The sequence below is a fragment of the Janthinobacterium sp. 67 genome (assembly GCF_002797895.1).
Classification (GTDB): domain Bacteria; phylum Pseudomonadota; class Gammaproteobacteria; order Burkholderiales; family Burkholderiaceae_D; genus Janthinobacterium.
The window spans coordinates 3904033-3929020 of the sequence record NZ_PGES01000001.1 but is presented as its reverse complement, the minus strand read 5'-3'; the positions used below and the strand labels follow the sequence as shown (position 1 = coordinate 3929020).

19 protein-coding genes and 4 tRNA genes are annotated in these 24988 nt (G+C 61.7%); 12 read left to right on the top strand and 11 right to left on the bottom strand.

From position 1 onward, the window contains the following. Positions 1 to 16 precede the first annotated feature (16 nt). From CLU90_RS17625 to ahpF, 8 genes are all read left to right on the top strand, one after another. Positions 17 to 988, top strand: coding sequence for an ABC transporter permease (locus CLU90_RS17625; RefSeq protein WP_092717447.1), 972 nt, complete (start codon positions 17 to 19; stop codon positions 986 to 988). A gap of 9 nt (positions 989 to 997) precedes the next feature. Then, complete coding sequence (locus CLU90_RS17620) at positions 998 to 2056, top strand: LacI family DNA-binding transcriptional regulator (protein WP_092717450.1); 1059 nt, start codon at positions 998 to 1000, stop codon at positions 2054 to 2056. Further along, positions 2053 to 2961, top strand: a complete 909-nt coding sequence (rbsK, locus tag CLU90_RS17615) for a ribokinase (RefSeq protein WP_100428536.1) — start codon at positions 2053 to 2055, stop codon at positions 2959 to 2961. The genes CLU90_RS17620 and rbsK overlap by 4 nt, the downstream gene beginning before the upstream one ends. Positions 2962 to 2965: 4 nt before the next feature. After that, positions 2966 to 3358, top strand: coding sequence for a D-ribose pyranase (gene rbsD / locus CLU90_RS17610; protein ID WP_035823039.1), 393 nt, complete (start codon positions 2966 to 2968; stop codon positions 3356 to 3358). Positions 3359 to 3492: 134 nt separating this feature from the next. Further along, positions 3493 to 6294 (top strand): EAL domain-containing protein, encoded by a 2802-nt coding sequence (locus tag CLU90_RS17605; protein WP_232731242.1) that lies wholly within the window; start codon positions 3493 to 3495, stop codon positions 6292 to 6294. Positions 6295 to 6463: 169 nt separating this feature from the next. Further along, positions 6464 to 6859 carry a DUF3597 domain-containing protein gene (locus tag CLU90_RS17600; RefSeq protein WP_092717459.1) on the top strand — a complete coding sequence of 132 codons (396 nt, stop codon included), beginning with the start codon at positions 6464 to 6466 and terminating at the stop codon, positions 6857 to 6859. Between the two features lie 187 nt (positions 6860 to 7046). Beyond that, positions 7047 to 7610 (top strand): alkyl hydroperoxide reductase subunit C, encoded by a 564-nt coding sequence (gene ahpC / locus CLU90_RS17595; RefSeq protein ID WP_092717461.1) that lies wholly within the window; start codon positions 7047 to 7049, stop codon positions 7608 to 7610. Between the two features lie 98 nt (positions 7611 to 7708). Next, entirely contained in the window at positions 7709 to 9304 is a 1596-nt protein-coding gene (gene ahpF / locus CLU90_RS17590) for an alkyl hydroperoxide reductase subunit F (protein WP_100428535.1), read from the top strand. A 68-nt stretch (positions 9305 to 9372) separates the two neighbouring features. On the opposite strand, the gene CLU90_RS17585 is transcribed toward ahpF, so the two are convergent. The 8 genes from CLU90_RS17585 to CLU90_RS17550 form a co-directional block, all read right to left on the bottom strand. Then, positions 9373 to 9711 (bottom strand): CzcE family metal-binding protein, encoded by a 339-nt coding sequence (locus CLU90_RS17585; RefSeq protein ID WP_157808850.1) that lies wholly within the window; start codon positions 9709 to 9711, stop codon positions 9373 to 9375. 129 nt (positions 9712 to 9840) lie between these two features. Continuing rightward, the gene (locus tag CLU90_RS17580) at positions 9841 to 10467 is read right to left on the bottom strand and encodes an ABC transporter ATP-binding protein (protein ID WP_092717470.1); all 627 of its coding nucleotides are present in this window, start codon (positions 10465 to 10467) and stop codon (positions 9841 to 9843) included. Then, entirely contained in the window at positions 10458 to 11561 is a 1104-nt protein-coding gene (locus CLU90_RS17575; RefSeq protein WP_100428534.1) for a hypothetical protein, read from the bottom strand. Before CLU90_RS17575 ends, CLU90_RS17580 begins: the two co-directional genes overlap by 10 nt. A gap of 155 nt (positions 11562 to 11716) precedes the next feature. Beyond that, a tRNA-Asp gene (locus CLU90_RS17570) sits at positions 11717 to 11793 on the bottom strand. Between the two features lie 57 nt (positions 11794 to 11850). Further along, positions 11851 to 11926 (bottom strand) — tRNA-Val (locus CLU90_RS17565). 217 nt (positions 11927 to 12143) lie between these two features. After that, positions 12144 to 12220, bottom strand: a tRNA-Asp gene (locus CLU90_RS17560). Positions 12221 to 12274: 54 nt separating this feature from the next. Next, positions 12275 to 12350 (bottom strand) — tRNA-Val (locus CLU90_RS17555). A 99-nt stretch (positions 12351 to 12449) separates the two neighbouring features. Beyond that, a complete protein-coding gene (locus tag CLU90_RS17550; RefSeq protein ID WP_100428533.1) occupies positions 12450 to 14609 on the bottom strand; it encodes a S9 family peptidase in 2160 nt (719 codons plus the stop codon). A gap of 142 nt (positions 14610 to 14751) precedes the next feature. On the opposite strand from CLU90_RS17550, the gene dinB reads away from it, so the two are divergent. Continuing rightward, positions 14752 to 15927, top strand: coding sequence for a DNA polymerase IV (dinB, locus tag CLU90_RS17545; protein WP_100428532.1), 1176 nt, complete (start codon positions 14752 to 14754; stop codon positions 15925 to 15927). Positions 15928 to 16045: 118 nt separating this feature from the next. After that, the gene (locus CLU90_RS17540) at positions 16046 to 16942 is read left to right on the top strand and encodes a recombination-associated protein RdgC (protein WP_092717482.1); all 897 of its coding nucleotides are present in this window, start codon (positions 16046 to 16048) and stop codon (positions 16940 to 16942) included. Between the two features lie 134 nt (positions 16943 to 17076). On the opposite strand, the gene CLU90_RS17535 is transcribed toward CLU90_RS17540, so the two are convergent. Then, the gene (locus CLU90_RS17535) at positions 17077 to 19848 is read right to left on the bottom strand and encodes a TonB-dependent receptor (RefSeq protein ID WP_092717485.1); all 2772 of its coding nucleotides are present in this window, start codon (positions 19846 to 19848) and stop codon (positions 17077 to 17079) included. Between the two features lie 520 nt (positions 19849 to 20368). After that, positions 20369 to 20854 (bottom strand): asparaginase domain-containing protein, encoded by a 486-nt coding sequence (locus CLU90_RS17530; RefSeq protein WP_034781194.1) that lies wholly within the window; start codon positions 20852 to 20854, stop codon positions 20369 to 20371. A 140-nt stretch (positions 20855 to 20994) separates the two neighbouring features. Here CLU90_RS17530 and CLU90_RS17525 point away from each other — a divergent pair, with 140 nt between their 5' ends. Beyond that, positions 20995 to 21768 (top strand): L-asparaginase, encoded by a 774-nt coding sequence (locus tag CLU90_RS17525; RefSeq protein ID WP_092717488.1) that lies wholly within the window; start codon positions 20995 to 20997, stop codon positions 21766 to 21768. Here the strand turns inward: CLU90_RS17525 and CLU90_RS17520 are convergent. Next, complete coding sequence (locus tag CLU90_RS17520; protein ID WP_100428531.1) at positions 21756 to 22769, bottom strand: D-2-hydroxyacid dehydrogenase family protein; 1014 nt, start codon at positions 22767 to 22769, stop codon at positions 21756 to 21758. The two genes, CLU90_RS17525 and CLU90_RS17520, sit on opposite strands and share 13 nt — an antisense overlap. Before the next feature lie 327 nt (positions 22770 to 23096). Here CLU90_RS17520 and CLU90_RS17515 point away from each other — a divergent pair, with 327 nt between their 5' ends. Then, positions 23097 to 24968 carry a phosphoenolpyruvate carboxykinase (GTP) gene (locus CLU90_RS17515; protein WP_100428530.1) on the top strand — a complete coding sequence of 624 codons (1872 nt, stop codon included), beginning with the start codon at positions 23097 to 23099 and terminating at the stop codon, positions 24966 to 24968. The last annotated feature ends 20 nt before the right edge of the window (positions 24969 to 24988 follow it).

Below are 24988 nucleotides of genomic sequence, written 5' to 3'. Positions count from 1 at the left end.
CGCCGGAAAGATTCCCATGACCACCAATTCCTCTCCTTCGTATCTGCAGCGCAGCCTGGCCGACCTGAAAAACTATGCGGGCCTGATCGGCGCCCTGCTGGCCATGTGCGTGCTGTTCTCGTTCGCCAGCGAAAACTTCTTTACCTTGGCCACCTTGAGCACCCTGTCGAACAACATCCCGACCCTGGTCGTGATGGCTGTCGGCATGACCTTCGTGCTGATCATCGGCGGCATCGATTTGTCGGTCGGCTCCGTGATGGCGCTGGCCGCCTCCGTGCTGTCCTTGGCCGTCGTGCACTGGGGCTGGCCCGTGTGGAGCGCAGCCCTGCTGGGCATGTTCGTCGCCGCCCTGTGCGGCGCCACCACGGGCTTGATTTCCGTCGGCTGGCGCATTCCCTCGTTCATCGTGTCCCTGGGCGTGCTGGAAATGGCGCGCGGCATGGCGTATCAGGTGACGAACTCGCGCACGGAATACATCGGCAGCGCCGTTGACGGCATCAGCTCGCCGATCGCCTTCGGCCTGTCGCCCGCTTTCATCGCCTCGATCGCCATCGTTGTCGTCGGTCATCTGGTGCTCACGCGCACGGTGCTGGGACGCCACTGGATCGGCATCGGCACGAATGAAGAAGCCGTGCGTTTGTCCGGCATCAACACGAAACCGTCGAAAGTGCTGGTGTTTGCCTTGATGGGTTTGCTCGCCGGCGTGGGCGCGCTGTTCCAGGTGTCGCGCCTGGAAGCGGCCGACCCGAACGGCGGCGTGGGCATGGAATTGCAAGTGATCGCCGCCGTCGTGATCGGCGGCACGAGCCTGATGGGCGGACGCGGCTCCGTCATCAGCACCTTTATCGGCGTGTTGATTATTTCCGTGCTGGAAGCGGGCCTGGCGCAAGTGGGCGTGTCCGAACCCGTGAAACGCATCGTCACGGGCCTGGTGATCGTCGCGGCCGTGGTGCTCGACACCTACCGCCGTCGCGGCGAGCGTTCATAATACTGGCCCATGGCAACCATCAAACAAGTGGCGCAGGCGGCGGGGGTGTCGTTTACCACCGTATCGCACGTCCTCAATAATACCCGCCCAGTCAGCGACGAGGCGCGCCGCGCCGTGCTGGCGGCCGTGGAACAATTGCATTACGTGCCCAGCGCCTTGGCGCGTTCCTTGCGCAGCCGCAGCACGGGCACCATCGGCCTCATCATCCCCAACAATACGAACCCGTATTTTTCGGAAGTAGCGCGCGGCATCGAGGACAGCTGCTACGCGGCCGGCTACAGCGTGATCCTGTGCAATTCCGATGACGACCCCGTCAAGCAGCGCGACTATTTAAATGTGCTGCTGACCAAGCGCTGCGACGGCTTGATTCTGTCCGCGCTGGCCGACAGCGATGGCGAATTGCTGCGCAAGATGAAGGTGCCGGCCGTGCTGCTCGACCGCGCGCCCAGCGACCTGTCCATCGATGCCGTGGCCGTCGACAACCGCGCTGGCGGTGCCTTGGCCGCGCGCCATTTGCTGGGCCTGGGACGCCGGCGTCTCGCCTGCATCGCCGGTCCGCGCGAAGTGAGCATTTCCAACGAGCGCATAGCCGGCGCGCGCGATGCCATGGCGGACGCGGGCGTGGTCATGGACGATGCGCTGTGCCGCCATGGCGATTTCACGAGCGCGGGCGGCTATGCGGCCGCGCTGGATCTGCTGGCGCTGCCGCCAGGCCAACGCCCCGACGCCTTGTTCTGCTGCAATGACTTGATGGCCTTTGGCGCCCTGCGCGCCGCCGCCGAGCGGGGCATTGCCGTGCCCGTGGACCTGGCCGTCGTCGGCTTCGACGATATCGACCTGGCCAGCTTCGTGCACCCGGCCTTGACCAGCGTGGCGCAAAATACGCGCGAGCTGGGCCACATCACGGCCGCCTGCCTGCTGGCCCGCATCGCGGACCCCGCCTTGCCGCGCCAGCAGCGCAGCATCGCGCCCGAGCTGCACGTGCGCGGTTCCAGTGCCGCCGTCGCAGTGCCTTCTTCTGTACCTACTTCTTTACCTGCAACTGAACTGATGGGAATGACATCATGATCGTGGTTATCGGCAGCATCAATATGGACCTGGTCTTGCGCGTGCCGCGCATGCCCCTTCCCGGCGAAACCCTGACGGGCGGCGCGTTTAGAACCATTCCTGGCGGCAAGGGCGCCAACCAGGCCGTGGCCTGCGCGCGTCTGAGCGGCAAAGTGGCGGGCGCCCAGCAAGTGGCCATGGTCGGCTGCGTGGGCGACGATGCGTTTGGCGCGACGTTGCGCTCCGCGCTGGTCGGCGACGGCATCATCGACAGCCACATCACCACCTTGCCTGGCGTCGCGTCCGGCATCGCTTCCATCCTTGTCGATGACAACGGCCAGAACAGCATCGTGATCGCCGGCGGCGCCAACGATCTGCTCAGCCCCGCGCACATCGACGCGGCGAAGGCGCTGATCGAACAGGCCGACATCGTCGTGCTGCAGCTGGAAACGCCGATGGCGACCGTCGTGCACGCGATCAAATTGGCCCGTTCGCTGGGCAAGACCGTCGTGCTGAACCCGGCTCCGGCCGCCAGCTTGCCGGAAGGCGTGCTGGAACTGGTCGACTACCTGATTCCGAATGAAATCGAAGCGGCCATGCTGGCCGGCGTCAGCCCGGAAGGCGCGGACGTCAAGGCGCTGGCCGCCGCGCTGCAAAAGCTGGGCAGCGACAACGTCATCATCACCTTGGGTTCCAAGGGCGTGCACGCGGCCCTGTATGGCGGCGATTACACGTTCCCGGCCGAAGCGGTAAAAGCCGTCGACACGACGGCCGCCGGCGACACCTTTATCGGCGGTTTTGTGGCGGGCCTGGCGTCCGGCATGGACGAGGCGGAAGCGATCGGCCAAGGCCAGCGCGCGGCCGCCTGGAGCGTCACCAAGCCCGGCGCGCAAACGTCGATCCCCCACTTGCACGAGCTGTTCTGAACCCATGAAAAAATCACCGCTGCTCAATATCGCACTGTCGCAACTGATCGCCTCGCTCGGCCATGGCGACATGCTCGTCATCGGCGACGCGGGCTTGCCGTCGCAGCCGGGCGTGCCCCTGATCGACCTGGCCCTGACGCGCGGCATTCCCGGTTTCATCGATACCGTGAATACCGTGCTCAGCGAAATGCAGGTGGAATACCATTTGCTCGCCAGCGAATTGCCCCAGCATAATCCGGCCATGGCGGCCCAGGTGGCGGCCCTGGCCTTGCCCGATGCGCGCCAGGTGACGCACGAGGAGTTCAAGCAATTGAGCAAGGGCGCGCGCGCCATCGTGCGCACGGGCGAGTGCAGCCCGTATGCCAACATCATTCTGGTGGCCGGCGTCGTGTTCTAACGCAAGCAATGGCGCGGTTGTTTGCCAAAAACATCAACGCTATTGCTCCGGCAGAAATAATTATCTATTGGCAAAAGGGGCGGCTACAATAGCCTTACCCCTGCCAATGCGGCAGCTTCCTGCGGTGTCACGCCATGCCGATGCAAGCACACGACGCTTTCCGCTGCTGTTTCATTCTGCTGCTGTGCCTGGCCACGCCCGCCCGGGCGCTGGAAACCGTCTCCCTGCACCTCAATTTCACGCATCAGTTCCAGTTCGCCGGCTATTACGCTGCCATCGAGCAAGGCTATTACCGCGAGGCGGGGCTGGAAGTGAAACTGGTCGAAGGCAGCGGCGTGCCCCCTGCCGAGGCGGCCGTGCTGGCGGGCCAGGCCCAGTATGGCGTGGGCAACAGCACCTTGTTGCTCAGCCGCCTGGCGGGCAAACCCGTGGTGGTGCTGGCCGTGGTATTCCAGCATTCGCCCAGCGTGCTGCTGATGCGCCAGCATGGCGGCGCGCCCGACGTGCGCAAGCTGGTGGGGGCGCCCGTGATGATCGGCGCGGCCGTCAATGTGGCGGCCGCTTCCGATGAAGTGTCGCTGTTCCTGGGAAAAATGGGTGTCGCGCCGCAGCAGATGCGCCACTTGCCGCCCAGCTACCGCCTCGAGGATTTTATCGACGGCAAGGTCGATGCCATTGCCGCGTATTCCACCAACGAACCGGACTACCTGGACCGGGCGGGCTTTCCCTACTATCAATTCACGCCGCGCACGGCCGGCATCGATTTCTACGGCGACAACCTGTTTACCAGCGAACAGGAACTGCGCCGCCATCCCGAGCGCGTGAAAGCGTTCCGCGCCGCCAGCCTGCGCGGCTGGCAATACGCGATGGCGCACCGCGAGGAAATGGCGCGACTGATACACGCCAAGTACAGCCAGCGCCACGACCGCGCCCATCTGCTGTACGAGGCGCAGCAGATGGAATTGCTGCTGCAGCCCGTGCTGGTGGAGCCCGGCTACATGAATCCGCAGCGCTGGCAGCACATCGCCGACACCTATGCGGCCATGGGCGTGCTGCCGCCCAAGGCCACGGCCAGCCGCGCCTACCAGGGTTTTTTGTACCGCCCCGTGCCCGGCGCCGACCTGGGCTGGCTATACCTGTCGCTGGGCGTGGCGGGCAGCCTGTTGGCCGTGTCGGCGGCGTTCCACTTCAGCAATCTGGCGCGCGAGCGCCGCCGCACGGAGGAAACCATCCGGCAAGGCGAATTGCGCTTTCGCACCATGTTCGAGGAAGCGCCCATGGGCATCGCCCTGATCGATACCGTGAGCGGGCAGTTTCTCGATATTAATCCGCGCTACCTGGCCATCGCCGGGCGCACCCTGGAGCAGATGAAGCGGTCGAGCTGGATGGAGATCAGCCATCCCGACGACGTGGCCGGCGAGCAGGCGCACATGGCGCAGCTGCTGGCGCAGCGCATGCAGGGTTTCCGCCACGCCAAGCGCATCGTGCGTCCCGATGGCGGCGTCGTGTGGGTCGATGCCTCGGTGACGGCCATCGCCACGGCGCGCCATGGCGGCCCGCACCACCTGTGCATGCTGGAAGACGTGACGGACAAGCGGCAAACGGAAGCGCTGATCTGGCAGCAAGCCAACTTCGATACCCTGACGCAATTGCCGAACCGCCGCATGTTCCACGAGCGCCTGCGCCTGGCGCTGGCCCAGGGACGGCGCGATGCGAGCCGCGTGGCCATCCTGTTCATCGATCTCGACCACTTCAAGGAAGTCAACGACACCCTGGGCCACCACCAGGGCGACATCTTGCTGATCGAAGCGGCGCGGCGCATCCGCGTAGGCGTGCGCGAGACGGACACGGTGGCGCGCCTGGGCGGCGATGAATTCACGGTGATCCTGTCCGACCTCGATGATTTGCAGCAAGTCGACCGCATCGCGCGGCAGATACTCGACGGCTTGCTGGCGCCATTCGTGCTGGGGCAGGAGCAGGCCTTCGTCTCGGCCTCGATCGGCATCACCCTGTATCCCGATGATGCGGACAATATCGAGGACTTGCTCAAGCAGGCGGACCAGGCCATGTATGTGTCGAAAGGGGCGGGGCGCAACCGCTACAGCTACTTCACGCCCGCCATGCAGGTGGCGGCCGTCAACCGCATGCGCCTGGCGGCGGACTTGCGCACGGCCCTGCGCGAACAGCAGATGCGGCTGTATTACCAGCCCATCGTCGAGTTGCACAGCGGCAAACTTGTCAAAGCGGAAGCCTTGCTGCGCTGGCAGCATCCGCAGCGGGGTGTGGTATGCCCGCCGGATTTCCTGGCGCTGGCCGAAAGCAGCGGCCTAATCGTGGAGATCGGCGACTGGGTGCTGCGCACGGCGGCCGCGCAACTGCTGGACTGGCGCGCGCAAGGTCACGCCATCGGCTTGCCGGGGCTGCAACTGTGCCTGAACCAGTCGTCGCTGGAGCTGCAGCGCGAAGTGGAGGCGCCCGGCACCTGGCTGCGCCAGCTGATGGCGCTCGATGTGCCGGCCTCGGCCATTGTGCTCGACATGCGCGAAGATGTGCTTTTACCCAATGGCAATAGCATGGCGCCGCGTCTGCAGCACCTGCGCGAGGCGGGCCTGCAGATCGCCCTCGACGACTTCGGCAGCGGCCATGCCTCGCTGACGCAGCTGCAGCAGTGCGGCGTCGATTACCTGAAGCTCGACGGCGTGCTGGTGCGCAAGCTGGTCCCCGGCGCCAGCGAACTGGCGCTGTGCGAAGCCGTCGTCACCATGGCGCACAAGTTGGGCTTGCAGGTCATTGCCGAAGGCGTGGAGACGCAAGAACAGCGCGCGCTGCTGCTGGAGACCGGCTGCGATTTTGCGCAAGGCGAGCTGTTTGCCCCGCCGCTGGTCATCGACGCGTTCGACGCGCTGCTGCGCGCCCGGCAGCCCTTGCACCCTTGAAACAGCCTTGGCCTGCCACCAGATCTGACGCAAGCCTGCGGGACAGGGCTTCCGGCGTGAACGGGCTTATACTCGATGGGCTGGCGCCTGCGCCCGGCTTTGCTGTCACCGGTACCTACACCGGGTGCGCAGGCAAACTTCTTCCATTCACTCAACTCGAGGTGACCTCATGGGCATTTTCAGCAACATCTACAATAAAATCTTCCACCATTCGTCCGACGCCGCCCCGGCAGCCACGCCGGCGGCCGCTACCGATGCGCCAGCGGCCGCACCAGCGGCAGCGCCTGCACCAGCGGCTGCCGCGCCCGTGGTGGACGTGGAAGTGGTGCTGGTCGACCTGGCCAGCAAGAACGCGGAAAAACTCAATTGGCGCACGTCCATCGTCGACCTGATGAAACTGCTTCAACTCGACAGCAGCCTGGCCGCGCGCAAGGAACTGGCGCAAGAACTGCATTTCACGGGCGACACCAACGATTCGGCCAGCATGAATATCTGGCTGCACCGCCAGGTGATGATCAAGCTGGCGGAAAACGGCGGCAAGGTACCGGAAGAACTGAAGAACTAAATGCCTGGTGGCGGCAGGGGTATCCACTGCCGCCGCTATCCAATCGCGTGGGAACTGCCTATCATGGAGTTCTCATCATGTCATGATAGCTAAAACCAATTGAAACTATTGTGACAATCAATTTTGCATATGGGTTAAAACCCCTTACACTAGAGTCTTACTGATTCACCACACGAGAGGAAATGAAATGTCGCTGATCAATACCCAAGTTAAACCATTCAAGGCAACCGCATACCACAATGGCAAATTCGTCGACCTGACGGAAGCGTCGCTGAAAGGCAAGTGGTCGGTATTCGTCTTCTACCCAGCCGACTTCACCTTCGTTTGCCCAACCGAACTGGAAGATCTGGCCGATCACCACGCTGAATTCCAGAAGCTGGGCGTCGATGTCTACGGCATCTCGACCGACTCGCACTTCGCGCACAAAGCATGGCACGACACCTCGGACGCCATCAAGAAAGTGCAATACGCACTGATCGGCGACCCAACCGGCGCCCTGTCGCGCAATTTCGAAGTCATGATCGAAGAAGAAGGCATGGCACTGCGCGGTACCTTCGTCATCAATCCGGACGGCTTCATCAAAGTGCTGGAAGTGCATGACAACGGTATCGGCCGTGACGCATCGGAACTGTTGCGCAAAGTTAAGGCAGCCCAATACGTTGCCGCTCACCCAGGCGAAGTTTGCCCAGCCAAATGGACGGAAGGCGCAGCAACCCTGACCCCATCGCTGGACCTGGTCGGCAAGATCTAAGTCTCGATGCAACACGTAGCAAACAAGTAGTTACCGCGATGCCGGACCGGGCGTCCGGCCCGGCATTCGCCTAAATATTTGTAAAGGAAGAAAAAATCATGTTAGATGCAACCCTCAAAACCCAACTGAAATCCTACCTGGAAAAAGTGGTGTATCCGCTTGAGCTGGTCGCTTCTCTCGATGACAGCGCAAAAGCCCGCGAGATGAAGGAATTGCTCCAGGAGATAGTCCTGTTGAGCGACAAGATCACGCTGGTCGAGCGCCTTGACGCTGGCGTACGGGCCCCGTCGTTCAGCATCAACCGTGCAGGCTCGGACATCGGCGTGCGTTTCGCCGGCGTACCGCTGGGCCACGAATTTACCTCCCTGGTGCTGGCGCTGCTGCAAGTGGGCGGCCACACCATCAAGTTCGACGAGGCCGTGATCGAGCAGATCCGCAACCTCGACGGCGACTACGAATTTGAAACGTTTATTTCGCTCTCCTGCCATAACTGCCCGGAAGTGGTGCAAGCCTTGAATGCCATGGCGGTGATCAACCCGCGCATCAAGGTCACCACCATCGATGGCGGCGTGTTCCCGCAAGAAGTGGAAGAGCGGCAAATCATGGCCGTGCCGATGATGTTCCTCAATGGCGAACACTTTGGCCAGGGACGCACGAATGTCGAGGAAATCCTCGCCAAGCTCGACACCAACGCCGGCGCCCGCCAGGCGGCAGCGTTGAACAAGAAAGATGTGTTTGACGTACTGATCGTCGGCGGCGGTCCTGCCGGCGCGGCAGCGGCCATCTACGCGGCCCGCAAAGGCATCAAGACGGGTGTGCTGGCCGAGCGTTTCGGCGGCCAGGTGCTCGACACCCTCGCCATCGAGAACTTTATTTCCGTCAAGGAAACCGATGGTCCGAAGTTCGCCGTGGCGCTGGAACAGCACGTCAAGGAATACGAAGTCGACATCATGAACACCCAGCGCGCCGCGAAACTGACGCCGGGCAGATTGGTGCAGATTGAAACGGCCAATGGCGCCGTGCTGAAAGCCAAGACCGTCATCCTGGCCACCGGCGCCCGCTGGCGCGAAATCAACGTGCCGGGCGAGAAGGAATACCGCAACCACGGTGTCGCCTACTGCCCGCACTGCGATGGCCCGCTGTTCAAGGGCAAGCGCGTGGCCGTGATCGGCGGCGGCAACTCGGGCGTGGAAGCGGCGATCGACCTGGCCGGCCTCGTGAAACACGTGACCCTGATCGAGTTCGGCGCGGAACTGCGTGCCGATGCGGTGTTGCAACGCAAGCTGCACAGCTTGCCCAACGTGACCGTGATCACCTCGGCGCAAACGACCGAGATCCACGGCGACGGCAAGATCGTCAATGGCCTCTCCTACACGGACCGCGTCAGCGGCGAGTCGAAAAAGGTCGAGCTGGAAGGCGTCTTCGTGCAAATCGGCCTGGTGCCGAACACGGAATGGCTCAAAGGCACGGTAGCGCTGTCGCGCCACGGCGAAATCGAAGTGGATGCCCGCGGCCAGACCTCGATCCCCGGCGTGTTTGCGGCCGGCGACGTCACCACGGTGCCGTACAAGCAGATCATCATCGCCACCGGCGAAGGCGCCAAGGCAGCCCTGTCCGCCTTTGACCACCTGATCCGCTCGGACGACGAGGAAGTGGTTGATGAATCGGCGGCAAAAGAAGCATTGACGGCGTAAATCTGCACGCCGAAAAAAAACCGGAGCGGCCGCGAGGCTGCTCCGGTTTTTTTACGTGTAGAAGAAACTCAACTGCCCGCGTACAGGGGATTGGCGGCCACATACACTTGCACGCCATCGACGGCCATGTCCTTCGGCGCGATCTCGGCCAGGGCGAATGTCGTTTGATGGTTAAAAGTTTGCACGTGCCACGTAAAACGCTGGCCGGCGCGCGCGATGGTGACGGTTTCGCCGCGCGTGACGTTGATGTGGCGGGTGTCGGGCTGCAGCTCGATGCTGCGCTGGGCGGCGGCGTGCGAGGCGCTGCTGCCATAGTCGGCGGCCGTGCCCGTGGGCCCAGCTGCGATGGCCGAGGTGGCGAGGGTGGCGCACAGTATCGCCAGGGCGCTGCGGTGGGTGTTCAACATAGTCATCTCCAAGAATAAGCCAGGCGCAGCGAGTAGCCGCGCCGTGTTGTCGTTGTGGCTGCACCGGGATCGCCGGTTTTTGCAACACGGCATCCTAAGCGTTTCTTGTCTGATCTGCAAAGGCCTATTTCACAATTGCACTGTCGCCGCCAGCGGCACGTCCGGTGCCAAATGGCTGGTCAGCACGATGCACTGGCGCGCCAGGCGGGATGGCTCGGACAGGCGCGCGCGCAGATGCGCCATGGCGGCCGCGTCGAGGCCGTTGAACGGCTCATCGATCAGCAGCAGGCGCACGGGCAAGGCCAGGGCCAGCGCCAGTTGCAGCTTTTTGTGCTGGCCCAGCGAGAGCGCGGTGATGCTTTGCTGCAAGGTCTGCAGCAAGGAAAACGCGCTCAGCTCGTCGTTCAGCAGGGACTCGTTGCTGCCCGGATACAGGGCCAGGTGCAGGTCGAGAAACTCGTGCACTTGCAGCCAGGGCAGGGCGGGCGCATCGCCGCCGCAATAGAACGCTTGCGCGCGGTAGGCCAGCGGCATGAAGCCGCTGTCGACGTCATCGAGGCGGATGGCGCCGCGCGCGGGCAGCAGGGCGCCGCCCGCCAGCTTCAGCAGGGTCGTCTTGCCGGCCCCGTTCGCGCCGCGCAGCCAGGTGACGCCGGGACCGAATTGCTGGCTAAAACTTTGGAAGACGCTGTGCGTGGGGAAGTGAAAATCGAGGTGCTCGACGTGCAGCACGGGAGAGGTGGCATTCAATTCCATAATTCGCTTCCGATGGCGCTCAAGGCAAGGATGGAGAAAACGACGAGGGCGACGCGCCCGCGCGCCGTCAGGCGGGGCAGGCCGACGATGGCCAGCAGGGCCAGGCTGGCCGCGATGGCGTAGACCCGGGTCACGCGCTGCTGCAAGGCAGCGGGATCGATGCAGTACAACAAGACCGCGCCTGCCAGCAGCACGGCAAACGGTGGCAGCAGGCTGGCCGCGCAAGCGAGGCGCGTCAAGGCCGTGCTGGCGACGGGCCAGGCGTTCAGCGTAGGGCGCAGCACGGCGATCTGCTCGCGCACGGCCTTGTCGCCCCGGTCCGTCAAAATGATGAGGCTGGCGCTGGCCAGCAAACCGAGCAGCGGTGCGGGCACGAGGGGCGTGCGCAGCAGCCAGCCCAGCATGCTGGCGCCAGCCGTGGCCAGCAGCAGGCTTTGCTGCAGGCCGATCACATTCTCGTTGCGCCAGAACGGCAGCCAGAACAGCTGGCGCCACAGGAACAGGGTAGCGCAGCGGGGCCGTTGCGGCACGTATGCCGTCATCGTTGGCGGGCGCGCCTTTTGTGCGGGCTGCGGCGGGCGCAGGCGCTGCGCCACGATGAGCGTCGTCAGCAGCCAGGCCAGCAGCCAGACGGCGACGGTGGCGGCCATGCCGGGCGCGGCGACCGGGCGCAACCAGGGCGGCGACTGCACCAGCCAGATGCTGGCCGAGACGGCATAGGCGACGCCCAGCGGCAGCATCAGCAGGCCGGCCACGGCGATATCGGCTTGCCAGCGCAGGCGCGGCGGCAAGGGCAGCTGGCGCAGCCAGGCGGCTATGTTGGCGGGCAACAATCGCTTGCGCAGCAGCCAGGCGGGCAGGCACGTGAGCAGCACTTGCGCACCCAGCAGGCCAAGCGCGGCGGGCCAGGGCAGGGTGACGGCGAGAAAACCGGGCAGGGCGATGACGCTGAGCAAGCCCAGCAAGACGGGGCCGGCCAGGAACACGAGAATTTCCATGGAACTGGCCAGGCTGGCGGCAAATTGCAGCAAAGCATGATGGGCCAGGCGCAAGCGCAGGGCAAGATAGGGGGAAAGGCTGCGGGGCAGGCGCATCAGGCAGGAGCGGAGTCGGGGTAGCGCTGATTCTAACAGCTGGGGTCAGACCCCCATGAGCGTTGGCGTAACACTCTGTGTTAGCGGTGTTGTGGGTCTGACCCCACAATGGGAAAAGCCCTTCGGTTCAGAGAACCAAAGGGCTTTTCTTTTATTGGCGGAGCGGACGGGACTCGAACCCGCGACCCCCGACGTGACAGGCCGGTATTCTAACCAACTGAACTACCACTCCAAGCTCGTATGATCTGTGTTGCTGATCCATGAAGCACTGGATAATTTTCTGTATTGGTGGTGGGTGCTGAGAGGCTCGAACTCCCGACCTACGCCTTGTAAGGGCGCCGCTCTACCAACTGAGCTAAGCACCCGCATACCCAGAAAACTATCCTGACGTTTGTCACCACGTCTGGAAGAGGCACTATTATAGGGGGCGCTTTCGTGCTTGTGCAACTATTCTTGAGGGCGAACGGCAGTTTTTTTGCTGAAAAGCGCAAAAATGTTCACGGTAGGGAGTGTTGATGTGTTTTCTTGTTCTGAAATGGGAAAAGCCCTTCGGTTCAGAGAACCAAAGGGCTTTTCTTTTATTGGCGGAGCGGACGGGACTCGAACCCGCGACCCCCGACGTGACAGGCCGGTATTCTAACCAACTGAACTACCACTCCAAGCTCGTATGATCTGTATTGCTGATCCATGAAGCACTGGATAGTTTTCTGATTTGGTGGGTGCTGAGAGGCTCGAACTCCCGACCTACGCCTTGTAAGGGCGCCGCTCTACCAACTGAGCTAAGCACCCAATGCTTGTCTCAGAAAACCATCCCGACGTTTGTCACCACGTCTGGAAGAGGCGCTATTATAGGACGGGTAAAATCCTTGTGCAAGCGCTTTTTTCACATTATTCCGTGATATTCCACTGCGACAGCATCCATGCCATATTGAATGCGTTCTCGGCGATGGCGTTATAGCGGCCCGAAGCGCCGCCGTGGCCGGCACCCATATTCGTTTTCAGCAGCAGGGGATTGCCGTCCGTTTTATACGCGCGCAGCTTGGCCACGTATTTCGCCGGTTCCCAGTACATGACCTGGCTGTCGTTCAGGCCCGTCGTCACCAGCATGGCCGGGTAATTCTTGCGCGCAATGTTGTCGTATGGCGAGTAGCTGAGCATGTAGTCGTAGGCCGCCTTCTGGTTCGGGTCGCCCCATTCCAGGTACTCGCCCGTCGTCAGCGGCAGGCTGGCGTCCATCATGGTGTTCATCACGTCGACAAACGGTACGGCCGCGTGCACGGCGTGGAACAGCTCGGGACGCATGTTGACGACGGCGCCCATCAGCAAGCCGCCGGCGCTGCCGCCCTGGATGATCAGGCGGTTCGGACTCGTCCATTTTTCGCGCACCAGGTAGTCGGCGCTGTCGATGAAGTCATTGAAGGTGTTTTTCTTCTTCATCAGCATGCCGTCTTCATGCCACGCTTCGCCCATGTCCGTGCCGCCGCGGATATGCGCCTGCGCATAGATGACGCCCCGTTCCAGCAGGCTGATGCGGCTGATGGAAAAAGTGGCTTCCGTCGAGATGCCATACGAGCCATACGAGTACAGCAGCAGCGGCGCCGAGCCGTCGAGCTTCACGCCTTTCTTGTAGACGAGCCACAGCGGCACTTGCACGCCATCGCGCGCCGTCACCCACAGGCGCTGCGTCGTGTAGCGGCTGCCGTCGAAGCCGCCGACGATTTCCTGTTGCTTCAGCACCGTGCGCTTGCCGTCTTGCATCGCCACGTCGATGACGGTGGGCGGCGTGACGGGCGACTGGTAGGACATGCGAAATTGCGTGGCGGAAAACTCCGGCGTGCCGACGGATGTTGCCAGGTAGACAGGGTCGTCGAACTGCACCGTCTTCCAGTTTTTATGCGCGAAATCGTAGATGCGCGCGCGGTTCAGGGCGCGCGCCTTTTCCATCACCACCAGGTAGCCCTGGAAGACGTCGATGGACTGGATCACGGCATCCTTGTTATGCGGCACGACGCTCTTCCAGTGCTTCGGCTGCGGGGCGGTCACCGGCGCGCTGACGACACGGAAATTCTTCGCATCTTTATTGGTGACGATATACAACTGGCCGTCGCGGTGCTCGACGATGTAGCGGTGGCCTTTTTCGCGTTTCAGCACGCTCTGGAAACTGCCTTGCGGCTTGCTCGTTGGCAGCAGCAGCACTTCGCTCGTATCCGTGCTGCCCGAGGTGAGCACGAAGAACTGCTTGTCGTGCGTACGGTCCACGTGGATGGCGAACTGTTCCACCGGTTCGTGGTAAACCTGTTGCGGCGCGCCGCCCAGGGCCAGGCGGAACACGCGGTCCGAGCGCTTGGTGGTGGCGTCTTCCTGCGCCAGCATCAGGGTGGCGTTGTTGGCCGCCCACGCCAGCGAGGTCACGCGCGGCATGGTGTCCGTGAGCAGCTTGCCTGTCTTCAAATCCTTGACGTGCAGCTCGTACTGGCGGAAACCCGTCGTGTCGGTGGTGTAGGCCAGCAGTTGTTCATTCGGGCTGATGGCAAATGCGCGCACGGCAAAGAATTTGTGGCCTTCGGCCAATTGATTCTGGTCCAGCAGGATTTCCTCAAGCGCCTGCGCATCGTAGGCGCCGTTGGCGCCGACGGGACGGCGGCAGTGAATCGGGTATTGCTTGCCCGCTTCCATGCGCGTGTAATAGTAGAAATTGCCCTGGCGCGCAGGCACGGACAAGTCCACTTCCTGCATGCGCCCCTTGACCTCCGCAAACACCTTGTCGGCCAGCGGCTGGATCGGTGCCGTGACGGCGGCCGTGTAGGCGTTTTCCGCATTCAGGTAGTCGATCACGGCAGGATCGGTTTTCTTTTGCAGCCAGCGGTAGTCGTCCGTGACGACGGTGCCGTGGCGCGTTTCCTGCCAGGCCGTCTTGGCGGCAACGGGGGCCGACATGGTGGCGGCGTCAGCGGCCAGCGCGGATGGCGCCAGCGTGGACAGCAGCAGGGCCGGCAGGATGGATAACCAGGCGGACCGGCGGCGCGCAGCGTGATGGGTGATGGACAAGGCGACTCCTTTGAATAGTTGTGTCAGGATTGTAATCTTGCTATTGAGAAAAGCAACCGCCGTGCGCGTGCGTTTCAGCTTGCATCCACGGGCATTTCCAGCGATACTGTATATAACTACAGTATTTCGCCGCGAGGTGTCCTTGACCGCATCTGCCCCCGTACCCTCCGAACCGCGCCGCTGGATAGCCCACCTGGACATGGACGCCTTCTTTGCCTCCGTGGAATTGTTGAAATATCCGGAATTGCGCGGCGAAGCCGTCGTCATCGGCGGCGGGCGCTTGCAGCAGCCCGTGCTGCAGGAAGACGGCACGCGGCAGTTTGCGCGCATGCGCGACTACGTGGGGCGCGGCGTCGTCACCACGTCGACCTATGCGGCGCGCGTGTTCGGCGTCTTTTCCGCCATGGGCATCATGAAGGCGGCCAAGCTGGCGCCCGACAGCATCCTGTTGCCGGCCGATTTTGAAGCTTACCGCGACTATTCGGCCCGCTTCAAGCAGGCCGTGGCCCAGCTGTGTCCCATCATCCAGAACGTGGGTATCGATGAAATCTATGTCGACCTGACGGAATACGGCGAGCAGGCGCCGGCCATGGCGGCCCGCCTGAAGGCGGCCGTGTTTGAGGCCACGGGCCTGTCGTGCTCGATCGGCCTGGCGCCCAACAAATTGCTGGCGAAAATCTGTTCCGACCTGGAAAAACCGGACGGCCTGACCATCCTGCACCCGGAGGATGTCGCCACGCGCGTGTGGCCCTTGCCGGCGAAAAAGATCAACGGCATCGGCCCCAAGGCGACGGCCAAGCTGGAAGCACTGGGCATCATCACCATCGGCGAGCTGGCCCGGGCCGACATGGCCATGCTGCGCACGCAGTTCGGCGACCTGTACACGGGCTGGCTGCGCCAGGCGGCGCTGGGCATCGATGACCGGCCCGTGCAGACGAGCCGGGAAACCAAGTCCGTCAGTCGTGAAACGACGTTCGAGCGCGACTTGCAGGTGGTGCGCGACCGCGCCACCCTGTCGGAAAAGCTGGAAAGCCTGTGCACGCGCGTGGCGGGCGACCTCGACAAACAATCGCTGGCGGGGCGCACGGTGGGCATCAAGCTGCGTTTCGAGGATTTCAGCACCGTCACGCGCGACGTCACCTTGCCCAGTGCCACGGCGGATGCCGCCGCCATCCTGCGCGCCAGCCGCGATTGCTTGCGGCGCGTGCCATTTGACAAAAAAATCCGCCTGCTGGGCGTGCGCATCTCCACCTTGTCCGACCCTGCCCTCGTGACGCGGCAGGCGCCGGCCCAGGCGGAGCTGTTTCCCGCCCTGTAGCGGCATTCCCCACGCAGCAACAACACCGCGCCAGTCCGCGCTTTTGACGGCATTTCCGTGTTGAAAGTGTAGAATGGCGTTCCCCTGGCACTACTGAAACAAACGGAAGACAAAAACTATGTGGTTCAAGAATCTTCAGATTTACCGCCTGCCCGCACCGTGGGCTTACACGCCAGAACAACTGGAAGAGGCGCTGTCCTCGAACAAATTTACGCCGGCGACCAGCATGGATCTGATGCGCCAGGGCTGGGATACGCCACGCCCGAACGGCGGCCTGGTCCACGTGGTCAACAAGCAGATGCTGATCCTGCTGGGCACGGAAAAGAAACTGCTGCCAGCGACCGTCATCAATCAGGTGGCCAAGGCCCGCGCTGCCGAGATGGAAGAAGCGCAAGGCTTTGCCCCAGGCAAGAAGGCCATGAAGGAATTGAAGGAACGCGTGGCCGACGAACTGCTGCCGCGCGCCTTCAGCATCCGCAGCAACGTCTGGACGTGGATCGACCCCGTCAATGGCTGGCTGGTGGTCGATGCCGCCAGCCCGGCGAAAGCCGATGAAGTCATCAAGCTGCTGTTGAAAGCCGTCGACAAACTGCCGCTGGAAAGCCTGCGCGTGCAGCGCTCGCCCGTGGCGGTGATGACGGAATGGCTGCAGGCCGACGATGCGCCGGCCGGCTTCACGGTCGACATGGATACGGAATTGCGCGCCACGGGTGAAAGCAAGGCCACCGTGCGCTATGTGCGCCACACCTTGGAAGCGGACGACGTGCGCCGCCACATCGCGGCCGGCAAGCAGTGCACGCGCCTGGCCATGACGTGGAACGACAAGATCTCGTTCGTGCTGACGGAGTCCCTGGCCATCAAGAGCGTCAAGCCGCTGGACGTGATCAAGGAAACGGAATCGAGCACGAAGAACGACGAAGAGCGTTTCGACGGCGACGTGATGCTGATGACGGGCGAGCTCTCCAAGCTGATGGCCGACGTGGTGGTAGCATTGGGTGGCGAAGCGACGGCGTAACAGCAGTCATGCCGGTACAAAAAAGGAGCTGCGGCTCCTTTTTTTCGTCTGCGTAATATGTTTCGGCATAAAAAAAAGCGCCTTGCACGGTGAAGTGCAAGGCGCTTTCGGACAAGCTAATTCAAAACGTCACATTAGAACTTGTAGTTGCCGGTGATGTAGAACGAACGCATCATTGGATCGGCGTAGCGTGGGTCGAAACCAACCTGGTGGCCCGACGAAGCGCGCAGCGACAGCGGTGGCGCACGGTCGAACAGGTTTTTGATGCCTGCGCGGATCGTGGTTTGCTTGTCAAAGGCGAAACGTGCTTGCCAGTCGAACGTCGTGTACGACGGTACTTGCAGGCGGAAATCGTCTATTTTGGTTTTGGTGTCCTCGTTGTATACGCTTGCTGCCGCATCGGTGTAGCCGTTACGGTAGTTGACCGTGACCGTGTTGCTCAGGCGGCCCGTATCCAGGGTCGTCGTCAGCTTCATCAGGTTGCGGAACGTGACTTCGTTGGTGTCGCCGAAGAAGTTCATGTTGCTGGTGAACACGTTGTTGCTGCCCGCCTTGGTGTAGTTCGCGTGCAACATGTGCGTACCGCTCAATTGGGCGGTCAGCTTGCCGAAGGAGAACTTGTGGTTGGCCGACAGATCCCAGTCGATACCACGGTATTCCTTCTTGCCGACGTTGACCGACAGTTTCTTGAACGCGTAGTAGGTATTGCCGGTCGATGGCTCCTTGTAGTAATCGAAGCTCGTCGCATACTTGACCGGATCGGCAAATGCCTGATCTTCGGTGATTTCCGAGACGGCATTGCGCAGTTTCACATCCCACAGGTCGGCGCCGAACGAGAAGGCAGAGCTAGGCTCAACACGGAAGCCCAGGGTGAACTGTTTCGATTTTTCCGATTGCAGTTCTGGATTGCCTTCCGATACGGCGTTGTATTGAATTGGTTCGCCGCGGCAGAACTCGGTACCTGGATATGGGCAGGTAAATTTCTTGGCGGTAAAGCCAGCATTGACCAGTGGCTGAGCGATGTCCAGCATGCTTGGCGCCTTGAAGCCCGTGCCGTAGGAGCCGCGGATCAGCACGGTTTGTACCGGCTGCCAGCGTGCCGATACCTTGTAGGTATTGGCGCTGTCTTTTTTACCGACAGTTTTGCTGTTCAGTTTGTCATCGATCGCCTTGACGGCATCGTAACGGCCACCGACGGTCATTTCGAATGACTTGGTCAACGGTGCCAGCAACTCGACAAACGCGCCGTAGGTGTCGCGGCTCATGTCGTAGGCAGCTTTCGTGTTGAAGCTGTAGATGTCGTCACCGGTGGCGCCTGGCGACTGCTCATAGCGGTAGGTGCGGTAGTCGCCGCCGATACCCAGGCTGGCCTTGCCGCCTGGCAAGGAGAACAATTCACGCGAACCGTGCGTGTCGATGCCGCGCATCGTGGTCGATGCGGTACGCACGGAGCCGACGAACTGCGCGCCGGCGACTTGCGCTTGCACGGATGGCTTTTGGCCCAACGCGAACGCATCGAAATCCGGATTGGCCAGGATCGCATTGAAGCCCTGATTTGTCGCGTAGCCGCCGGTGTAACGCTCGTCGATCGAGTTTTGCGACCAGGTCAGGCCGCTTTCGAAGTTCCACGCGCCCAGTTCGCCTTCCACGCCAACCACCATGTGCTTGGTTTGGGTAACGGTCTGGCTTGCACGCAAACCGAAGTCGGTGCTGCGGTAGTTGGCCGTGACCGATTTGATATCAGCCTGTTGCGCTGGCGTCAGGTAAGGTTGCACGTATGTCGCGTAGGCAGCTGGATTATTGAACACCAGCTCGTCAACGTTGGTTTTAGGGTTTTTTACCGTTTGCGCGATCGAGATGGGGATCGGGTTGGCGGCGATACGCGCCGTCAGGTCGTAGCGCGAGTAGGCCAGTTCGGCGAACGCGTTTAGGCTGTCATTGAGCTTGTACGTTGCTTTGGAAAACAGGCTGTCGCGTTTCGATTGCGGCACGATTTCCACGGTGGAACCCGTGTCGAAGCCGCAAGCGCGTGCATTGCCGGTCGTGACGAAGGAGTCGTCAGGGCAATTTCCGTTTTGCCGCAAGTAAGGCGTGAAGGAAGTCGATGCGCTGTTCTTCGTTTTGTAGGCAACAGTGGCGCCTGCTGGCGAAGCCGATGTGCTGGTGCGGTCCCAGATGTAGTTCTTGCCGCCGCGGTTGAATTTCACGAACGAGGTATCGGCGAATTTGCGATCGGTCGCTACCAGTTTCGACTGCTCGTCGTGGCGGTAGGACAGCAGCACGTTGAAACGGTCTTCGTCCAGGTCGCCGAAACCGTAGGTGACGCTGGTATTCCAGGCGTTGCCGCCCTTGTCTTCCGGGCCGCCATAGGTGGCTTCCAGGGTGGCGCCTTGCTGGTTTTTCTTCAGGATGAAGTTCAGTACGCCGGCGATGGCGTCCGAGCCGTACAGGGCCGAAGCGCCGTCGGTCAGGATTTCGACGCGCTCAACGGCGCTCATCGGGATGGCGTTCAGGTTGACCGTGGTGCCGGAACCTTGTGGCGCGATGCGGCGGCCGTTCAACAACACCAGGGTGTAGGACTCGCCGATACCGTGCAGCGATGCACTGGTATTGCCGCCCGAATCAGAACCGGCAGCAACTGCGCCGATGGTGAAGCCTTGCATGGCTGGCAGGGCCTGGATCAGGTCGGCAACCGACGTGGCGCCCGATTTGGCGATCGCTTCTTGCGACAGGCGCTGCACAGGCAATGCGCCTTCGACGGCGATACGCTTGATGCTCGAACCGGTAATTTCAACTTTTTGGATTGCTTCGTCCGCCATGGATTGGCCGGAGAACAAGACGCTACCTGCCAGAACGGTCAGGGCCAGGCGCACGCTGCGTACGCCGATTTTTTCTTTAAATGCCATTGTAACAATTACTCCGTAGTAGTTTTAATAACGACAAGCAGTACACGAGCACCGCTCAAGCCATCGGGTAGATGGCCAGCGGAGGCGTGTACGGTAGGCGGAACCACGTCGGTGGGAAGTGGAAGACTACTTAGCGCAATATTGTTATAAATGCACTTTTAACTTGTCGAGGCGAACATTATGTCGTCTCAGCAAGAAAAAATGCAGGTTAACCGTGTCGGATTTGGCAATAAATTCGAGATACTGAAGAATATTTGATTTAAATGTTAAATATAAAGTTTATATTTATAAATATCGTTGTTTTAAAAAATGATCAATGGCGTTTTTATACAACATTAAATTATTGTATTGGCAATTTGATGTTCTGCCTGCAATAATTTGATGAAAACTAAGGAATTGCAGAATTTATGCCAGGTGAAAATATGTAAAAAAGCCCGCTAAAAGCGGGCTGGTCGAATTGTGACAGAGTGTCGGTCAGGCCGTGTGCCGGTCTGTTTTTTTGCCCTGTCGGGCCATCGGCTTACAAGGGCTGGAATACGCCGGCGGCGCGGTTCTTTTGCACATTGTCCCAGGCGAAGATCTGGCCATTCATGGCCACGTACACGCCTGCCGGCAAGGTTTGTGCCACGCCGCAGGCAAAGCCCAGGTTGAACAGGGCGTCGGAGTTGTCGATTTCGTAGGGAATCATGGCGCCCGTCAAAATCACCGTTTGCTGCAGGTTCGCCGCGCCCAGCACTTGCGCCGTTTCGCGCATGGTGTCGGTGCCGTGGATGATGACGATGGCTTTCTCCTGCGCCGCGCGGCACGAGGCCAGCACGCGCTGGCGGTCCGCATCCTGCATGTCGAGCGAGTCCAGCAGGGGTAATTGCTCCAGTGCCACGGGCGCCGTCATGCGCGCGCGGGCAATCGCTGCCGGCAAATGACTGTCGGAAAAGCCCAGGGTACCGTTCAATTCGTTGTAGTGTTTGTCGAAAGTGCCGCCAGTGGCGAGTATGCGCAAAGTCATGATGTGGTCACGATGTCAGTGGAGAATGACGCGCATGATATCGTGGATTGGCGCCCTTGCGTGAATGGCGCCGCATCTGGAAAATTTGGTCATCTGTGAGTACACTGGTTTCTTTGTTTGCCTGCCACCCCCGACTCCGTATGAAAGCGCTCGCTCCCGGCACCGTCATTTTTCACCGCCACCGCGGCTACGGGGTGATCACGTCCGTCAATTTGCTGACGGGCTGGATCGCCGCCCGATTCGGCAGCGAGGCGCGGACCCTGGATTTGAACCTGTCGACGGACGACGTGCAGTTCGCCGATGGCGAAGCAATCCTGTTTCGCCGCGCGCCGCCGGACCGCATGCCGCACGCGCGCCTGATGGCCATGGTGCGCGAGCTGCACCAGGCCGGCTATCAAAAGCTGTATCTGTATTCCTGGCCCAAGCCTTCCGGCCTGCACTGGCGCTGGCATTTGTTTACAGGGCCGCGCGACTGGATGCAGCGGCCCTGGCGCGAAGGCTGGTATGGCTCGGGCGCCGATTACAACGTCAACCCCGTGATGGGCTGGGGCGATACGCCCGGCGCCTCCACCGGCGAGTTGATCGATGCGCTGGCCCGGTTCGACCCGCAGGGGCTGGCGCAGGCGCTGGGACGCGACGACGACCACACGGAGTGGTTTGGCCGCGTCTGCGACGCTTTATTACCCCACTACATGTACAGCCTGGACATGCAGCGCACCGCAGGCGAACCCTTGCAAGACATGCCGCCCGTGCCGGTGGTGGCCGTGCGCGCCGGCGTGGCGCCGTACAGCGGGCCGGATATCGCCTGGCCGCCCGGCTGGGCCGGCCTGTGGCGCGGCCGGCACGCGCTGCCGGCGCCCGCCATCCGCATCACGGGCGAGCCCGATCTCATCAAGGGATTTCAGCGCTCCTGAGGGCTTTGCCGCGCATGCGTCAACACCTCGGGGTTGAGCAGGCGCGTGCATTGGCCACGTTCAAAATCGACGATGTTTTGCAAGGCGTAGCGGAAATACAGTTCATAGCTGTCACGCTCGACGTAGCCCAGGTGCGGCGTGGCCAGCACGTTCGGCAGCTGCAAGAGCGGCGAACCTGGCGGCAAGGGTTCATCCGCAAACACGTCCAGCGCCGCGGCGCCCGGGCGTCCCAGCGGCAACGCCGCTTCCAGCGCGCCCTCGGCGACCAGCTCGGCGCGGCTGGTGTTGACGAACAGGGACGTCGGCTTCATGCGCGCCAGGTCCTCTGCCGTTACCAGGCCGCGCGTCTTGTCGGACAGGCGCAAGTGCAAGCTCAGCACGTCGGCCTGCTCGAAGAAGGCTGCACGCGATGCCGCCGCCGTATCGCCGGCCGCCACGGCCGCCGCGCGGCTCGCTTCGCTGCCCCACACGAGGATGGTCATGCCGAAGGCGCGGCCATAGCCGGCGATCAATTGACCGATCTTGCCATAGCCCCAGATCGCCAGGGTGCGCCCTTTCAATACGGTGCCCAGCGTATTGCGCTGTGGCTCCAGCGACGACGTCTGCCACAGCCCTTCCTGTAAATGTTGCGCGTACGGCACGATCTTGCGCTGCGCTGCCATGATCAGCGCCCACGTCAGTTCGGCCGGCGCCGTGGGCGAACCGATGCCTTCCGCGATGGCGATGCCCAGCTCGGTGGCGGCAGCCACGTCGATGTGCCCGCTGACCTTGCCCGTTTGCGAAATCAGTTTCAGGTTCGGCAGTTTCGACAGCAATGCCCGGTTGAAACTGCTGCGTTCGCGGATCAGCACCAGCGCGTCGAACGGCGCCAGGCGGATCGCCAGCTGGCCCAGGCCTCGTGTTGTATTGCTGAACACTTTGACCTCGTGGCCATCGAGCAACTGGAAACAATCGAGGCCGCGCACGGCATCCTGGTAATCATCGAGTATGGCAATTTTCATGGTGGATGGCCGATTTTAGTAAGGATTTGGTAGGGAAATAACAGGATACGGGAAATGCTGAATAGCCTACTACATTAGTCAGGCTATTCTCCTACATTTTTGCGAGAATAGCCGTTTGGCGGGTGTACAATCGCCGGCACTTTTGAAGCTTCCTGATTATAGTGATAGCGCAAACTGTTCCCGCAGCCTGGGTGCATGATCCAGGTAAACGACACCAGAGCCCTGCCCGCGTGAGCACGCCGCCCGCAGTGAGCCGCAGCCACCTCTCAACGATGCTGCCTGTCTTGCGGAATGACCAGAATTTCTTTTATTGGTATTGGAGGTAATATGAATCAGCCCGTCATGGGTGGCGTCGCCGCACTCAACGTCCCAGCTTATATTAAACAACAGAAACTGATCAACTGGGTGGCCGACATTGCCGCGCTGACCAAGCCGGACCGCATCTACTGGTGCGATGGCTCGCAAGAAGAGTACGAGCGCCTGTGCGCTGAAATGGTTGCCAGCGGCACCATGAAAAAACTGAATGCGGAAAAGCGCCCGAATTCCTACCTGGCCTGCTCGGACCCGAGCGACGTGGCCCGCGTCGAAGACCGCACATATATCTGCTCGGCAACGAAAGAAGCGGCCGGCCCGACGAATAACTGGACCGAACCTGGCGAAATGCGTCACACCCTGAACGGCCTGTTCGATGGCTGCATGCGTGGCCGCACCATGTACGTCGTGCCATTCTCGATGGGCCCGCTGGGTTCGCCAATCGCGCACATCGGCGTGGAACTGTCCGATTCGCCGTATGTCGCCGTCAACATGAAGATCATGACCCGCATGGGCCGTGCCGTGTACGACGTGCTCGGTACCGATGGCGAGTTCGTGCCGTGCGTGCACAGCGTGGGCGCCCCGCTGGCCGCCGGCCAGGCCGACGTGAAATGGCCGTGCAACAGCACCAAGTACATCGTGCATTTCCCGGAAACACGCGAAATCTGGTCTTTCGGTTCGGGCTACGGCGGCAACGCCTTGCTGGGCAAGAAGTGCTTCGCCCTGCGCATCGCCTCGAACATGGGCTACCAGGAGGCGCAAGCTGCCGACAACAATCCGGGCTGGCTGGCCGAACACATGCTGATCCTCGGCGTGGAATCGCCGGAAGGCAAGAAGCATTATGTCGCGGCAGCGTTCCCATCGGCTTGCGGCAAGACCAACTTCGCCATGCTGATCCCGCCGGCAAGTTTTAATGGCTGGAAAGTGACCACCATCGGCGACGATATCGCCTGGATCAAGCCTGGCGCCGATGGCCGCCTGTATGCGATCAACCCGGAAGCGGGCTACTTCGGCGTGGCGCCGGGCACGAACGAAAAAACCAATTACAACTGCATGGCGTCCATGCGCGACAACACGATTTTCACCAACGTGGCGCTGACGGACGACGGCGACGTGTGGTGGGAAGGCTTGACCAAGGAAGCACCTAGCCACCTGATCGACTGGCAAGGCAAGGACTGGACGCCGGCGTCCGGTACCAAGGCCGCGCACCCGAACGCGCGCTTTACTGTTGCGGCAACGCAAAACCCCGTGATCGACTCGGCCTGGGACGATCCGGCCGGCGTGCCGATCTCGGCCTTCATCTTCGGCGGCCGCCGCTCGACCACCGTGCCATTGGTCACGGAAGCGCGCAACTGGGTCGAAGGTGTGTACATGGCCGCCACCATGGGCTCGGAAACGACGGCTGCGGCCGTGGGCCAGATGGGCGTCGTGCGCCGCGATCCATTTGCCATGTTGCCGTTTATCGGCTATAACATGAGCGATTACTTCCAGCATTGGCTGGACATGGGCGTCAAGGTGGGCAAGGTCAACCCGGCTGCCCTGCCGAAGATCTATTGCGTCAACTGGTTCCGTACGGACGAGGCGGGCAAGTTCGTCTGGCCTGGCTTTGGCGACAATATGCGCGTGCTGAAATGGATGCTGGACCGCATAGAAGGCAAGGCGGGCGGCGTGGAAAACCTGTTCGGCACGACGCCGCAGTATGGCGACCTGAACTGGGATGGCTTGCCATTCACGCAGCAACAGTTCGACACCATCACCTCGATCGACAAGGCCGCGTGGGTGGAAGAATTGAAATTGCATACGCAGTTGTTTGAAAAACTCGCGTATCATCTGCCGCAAGAATTGGCAGATAACAAGGCTGCGCTGGAAAAGCGGCTGAGTGCGTAACTAAGTTAGCGTAAAGCGGC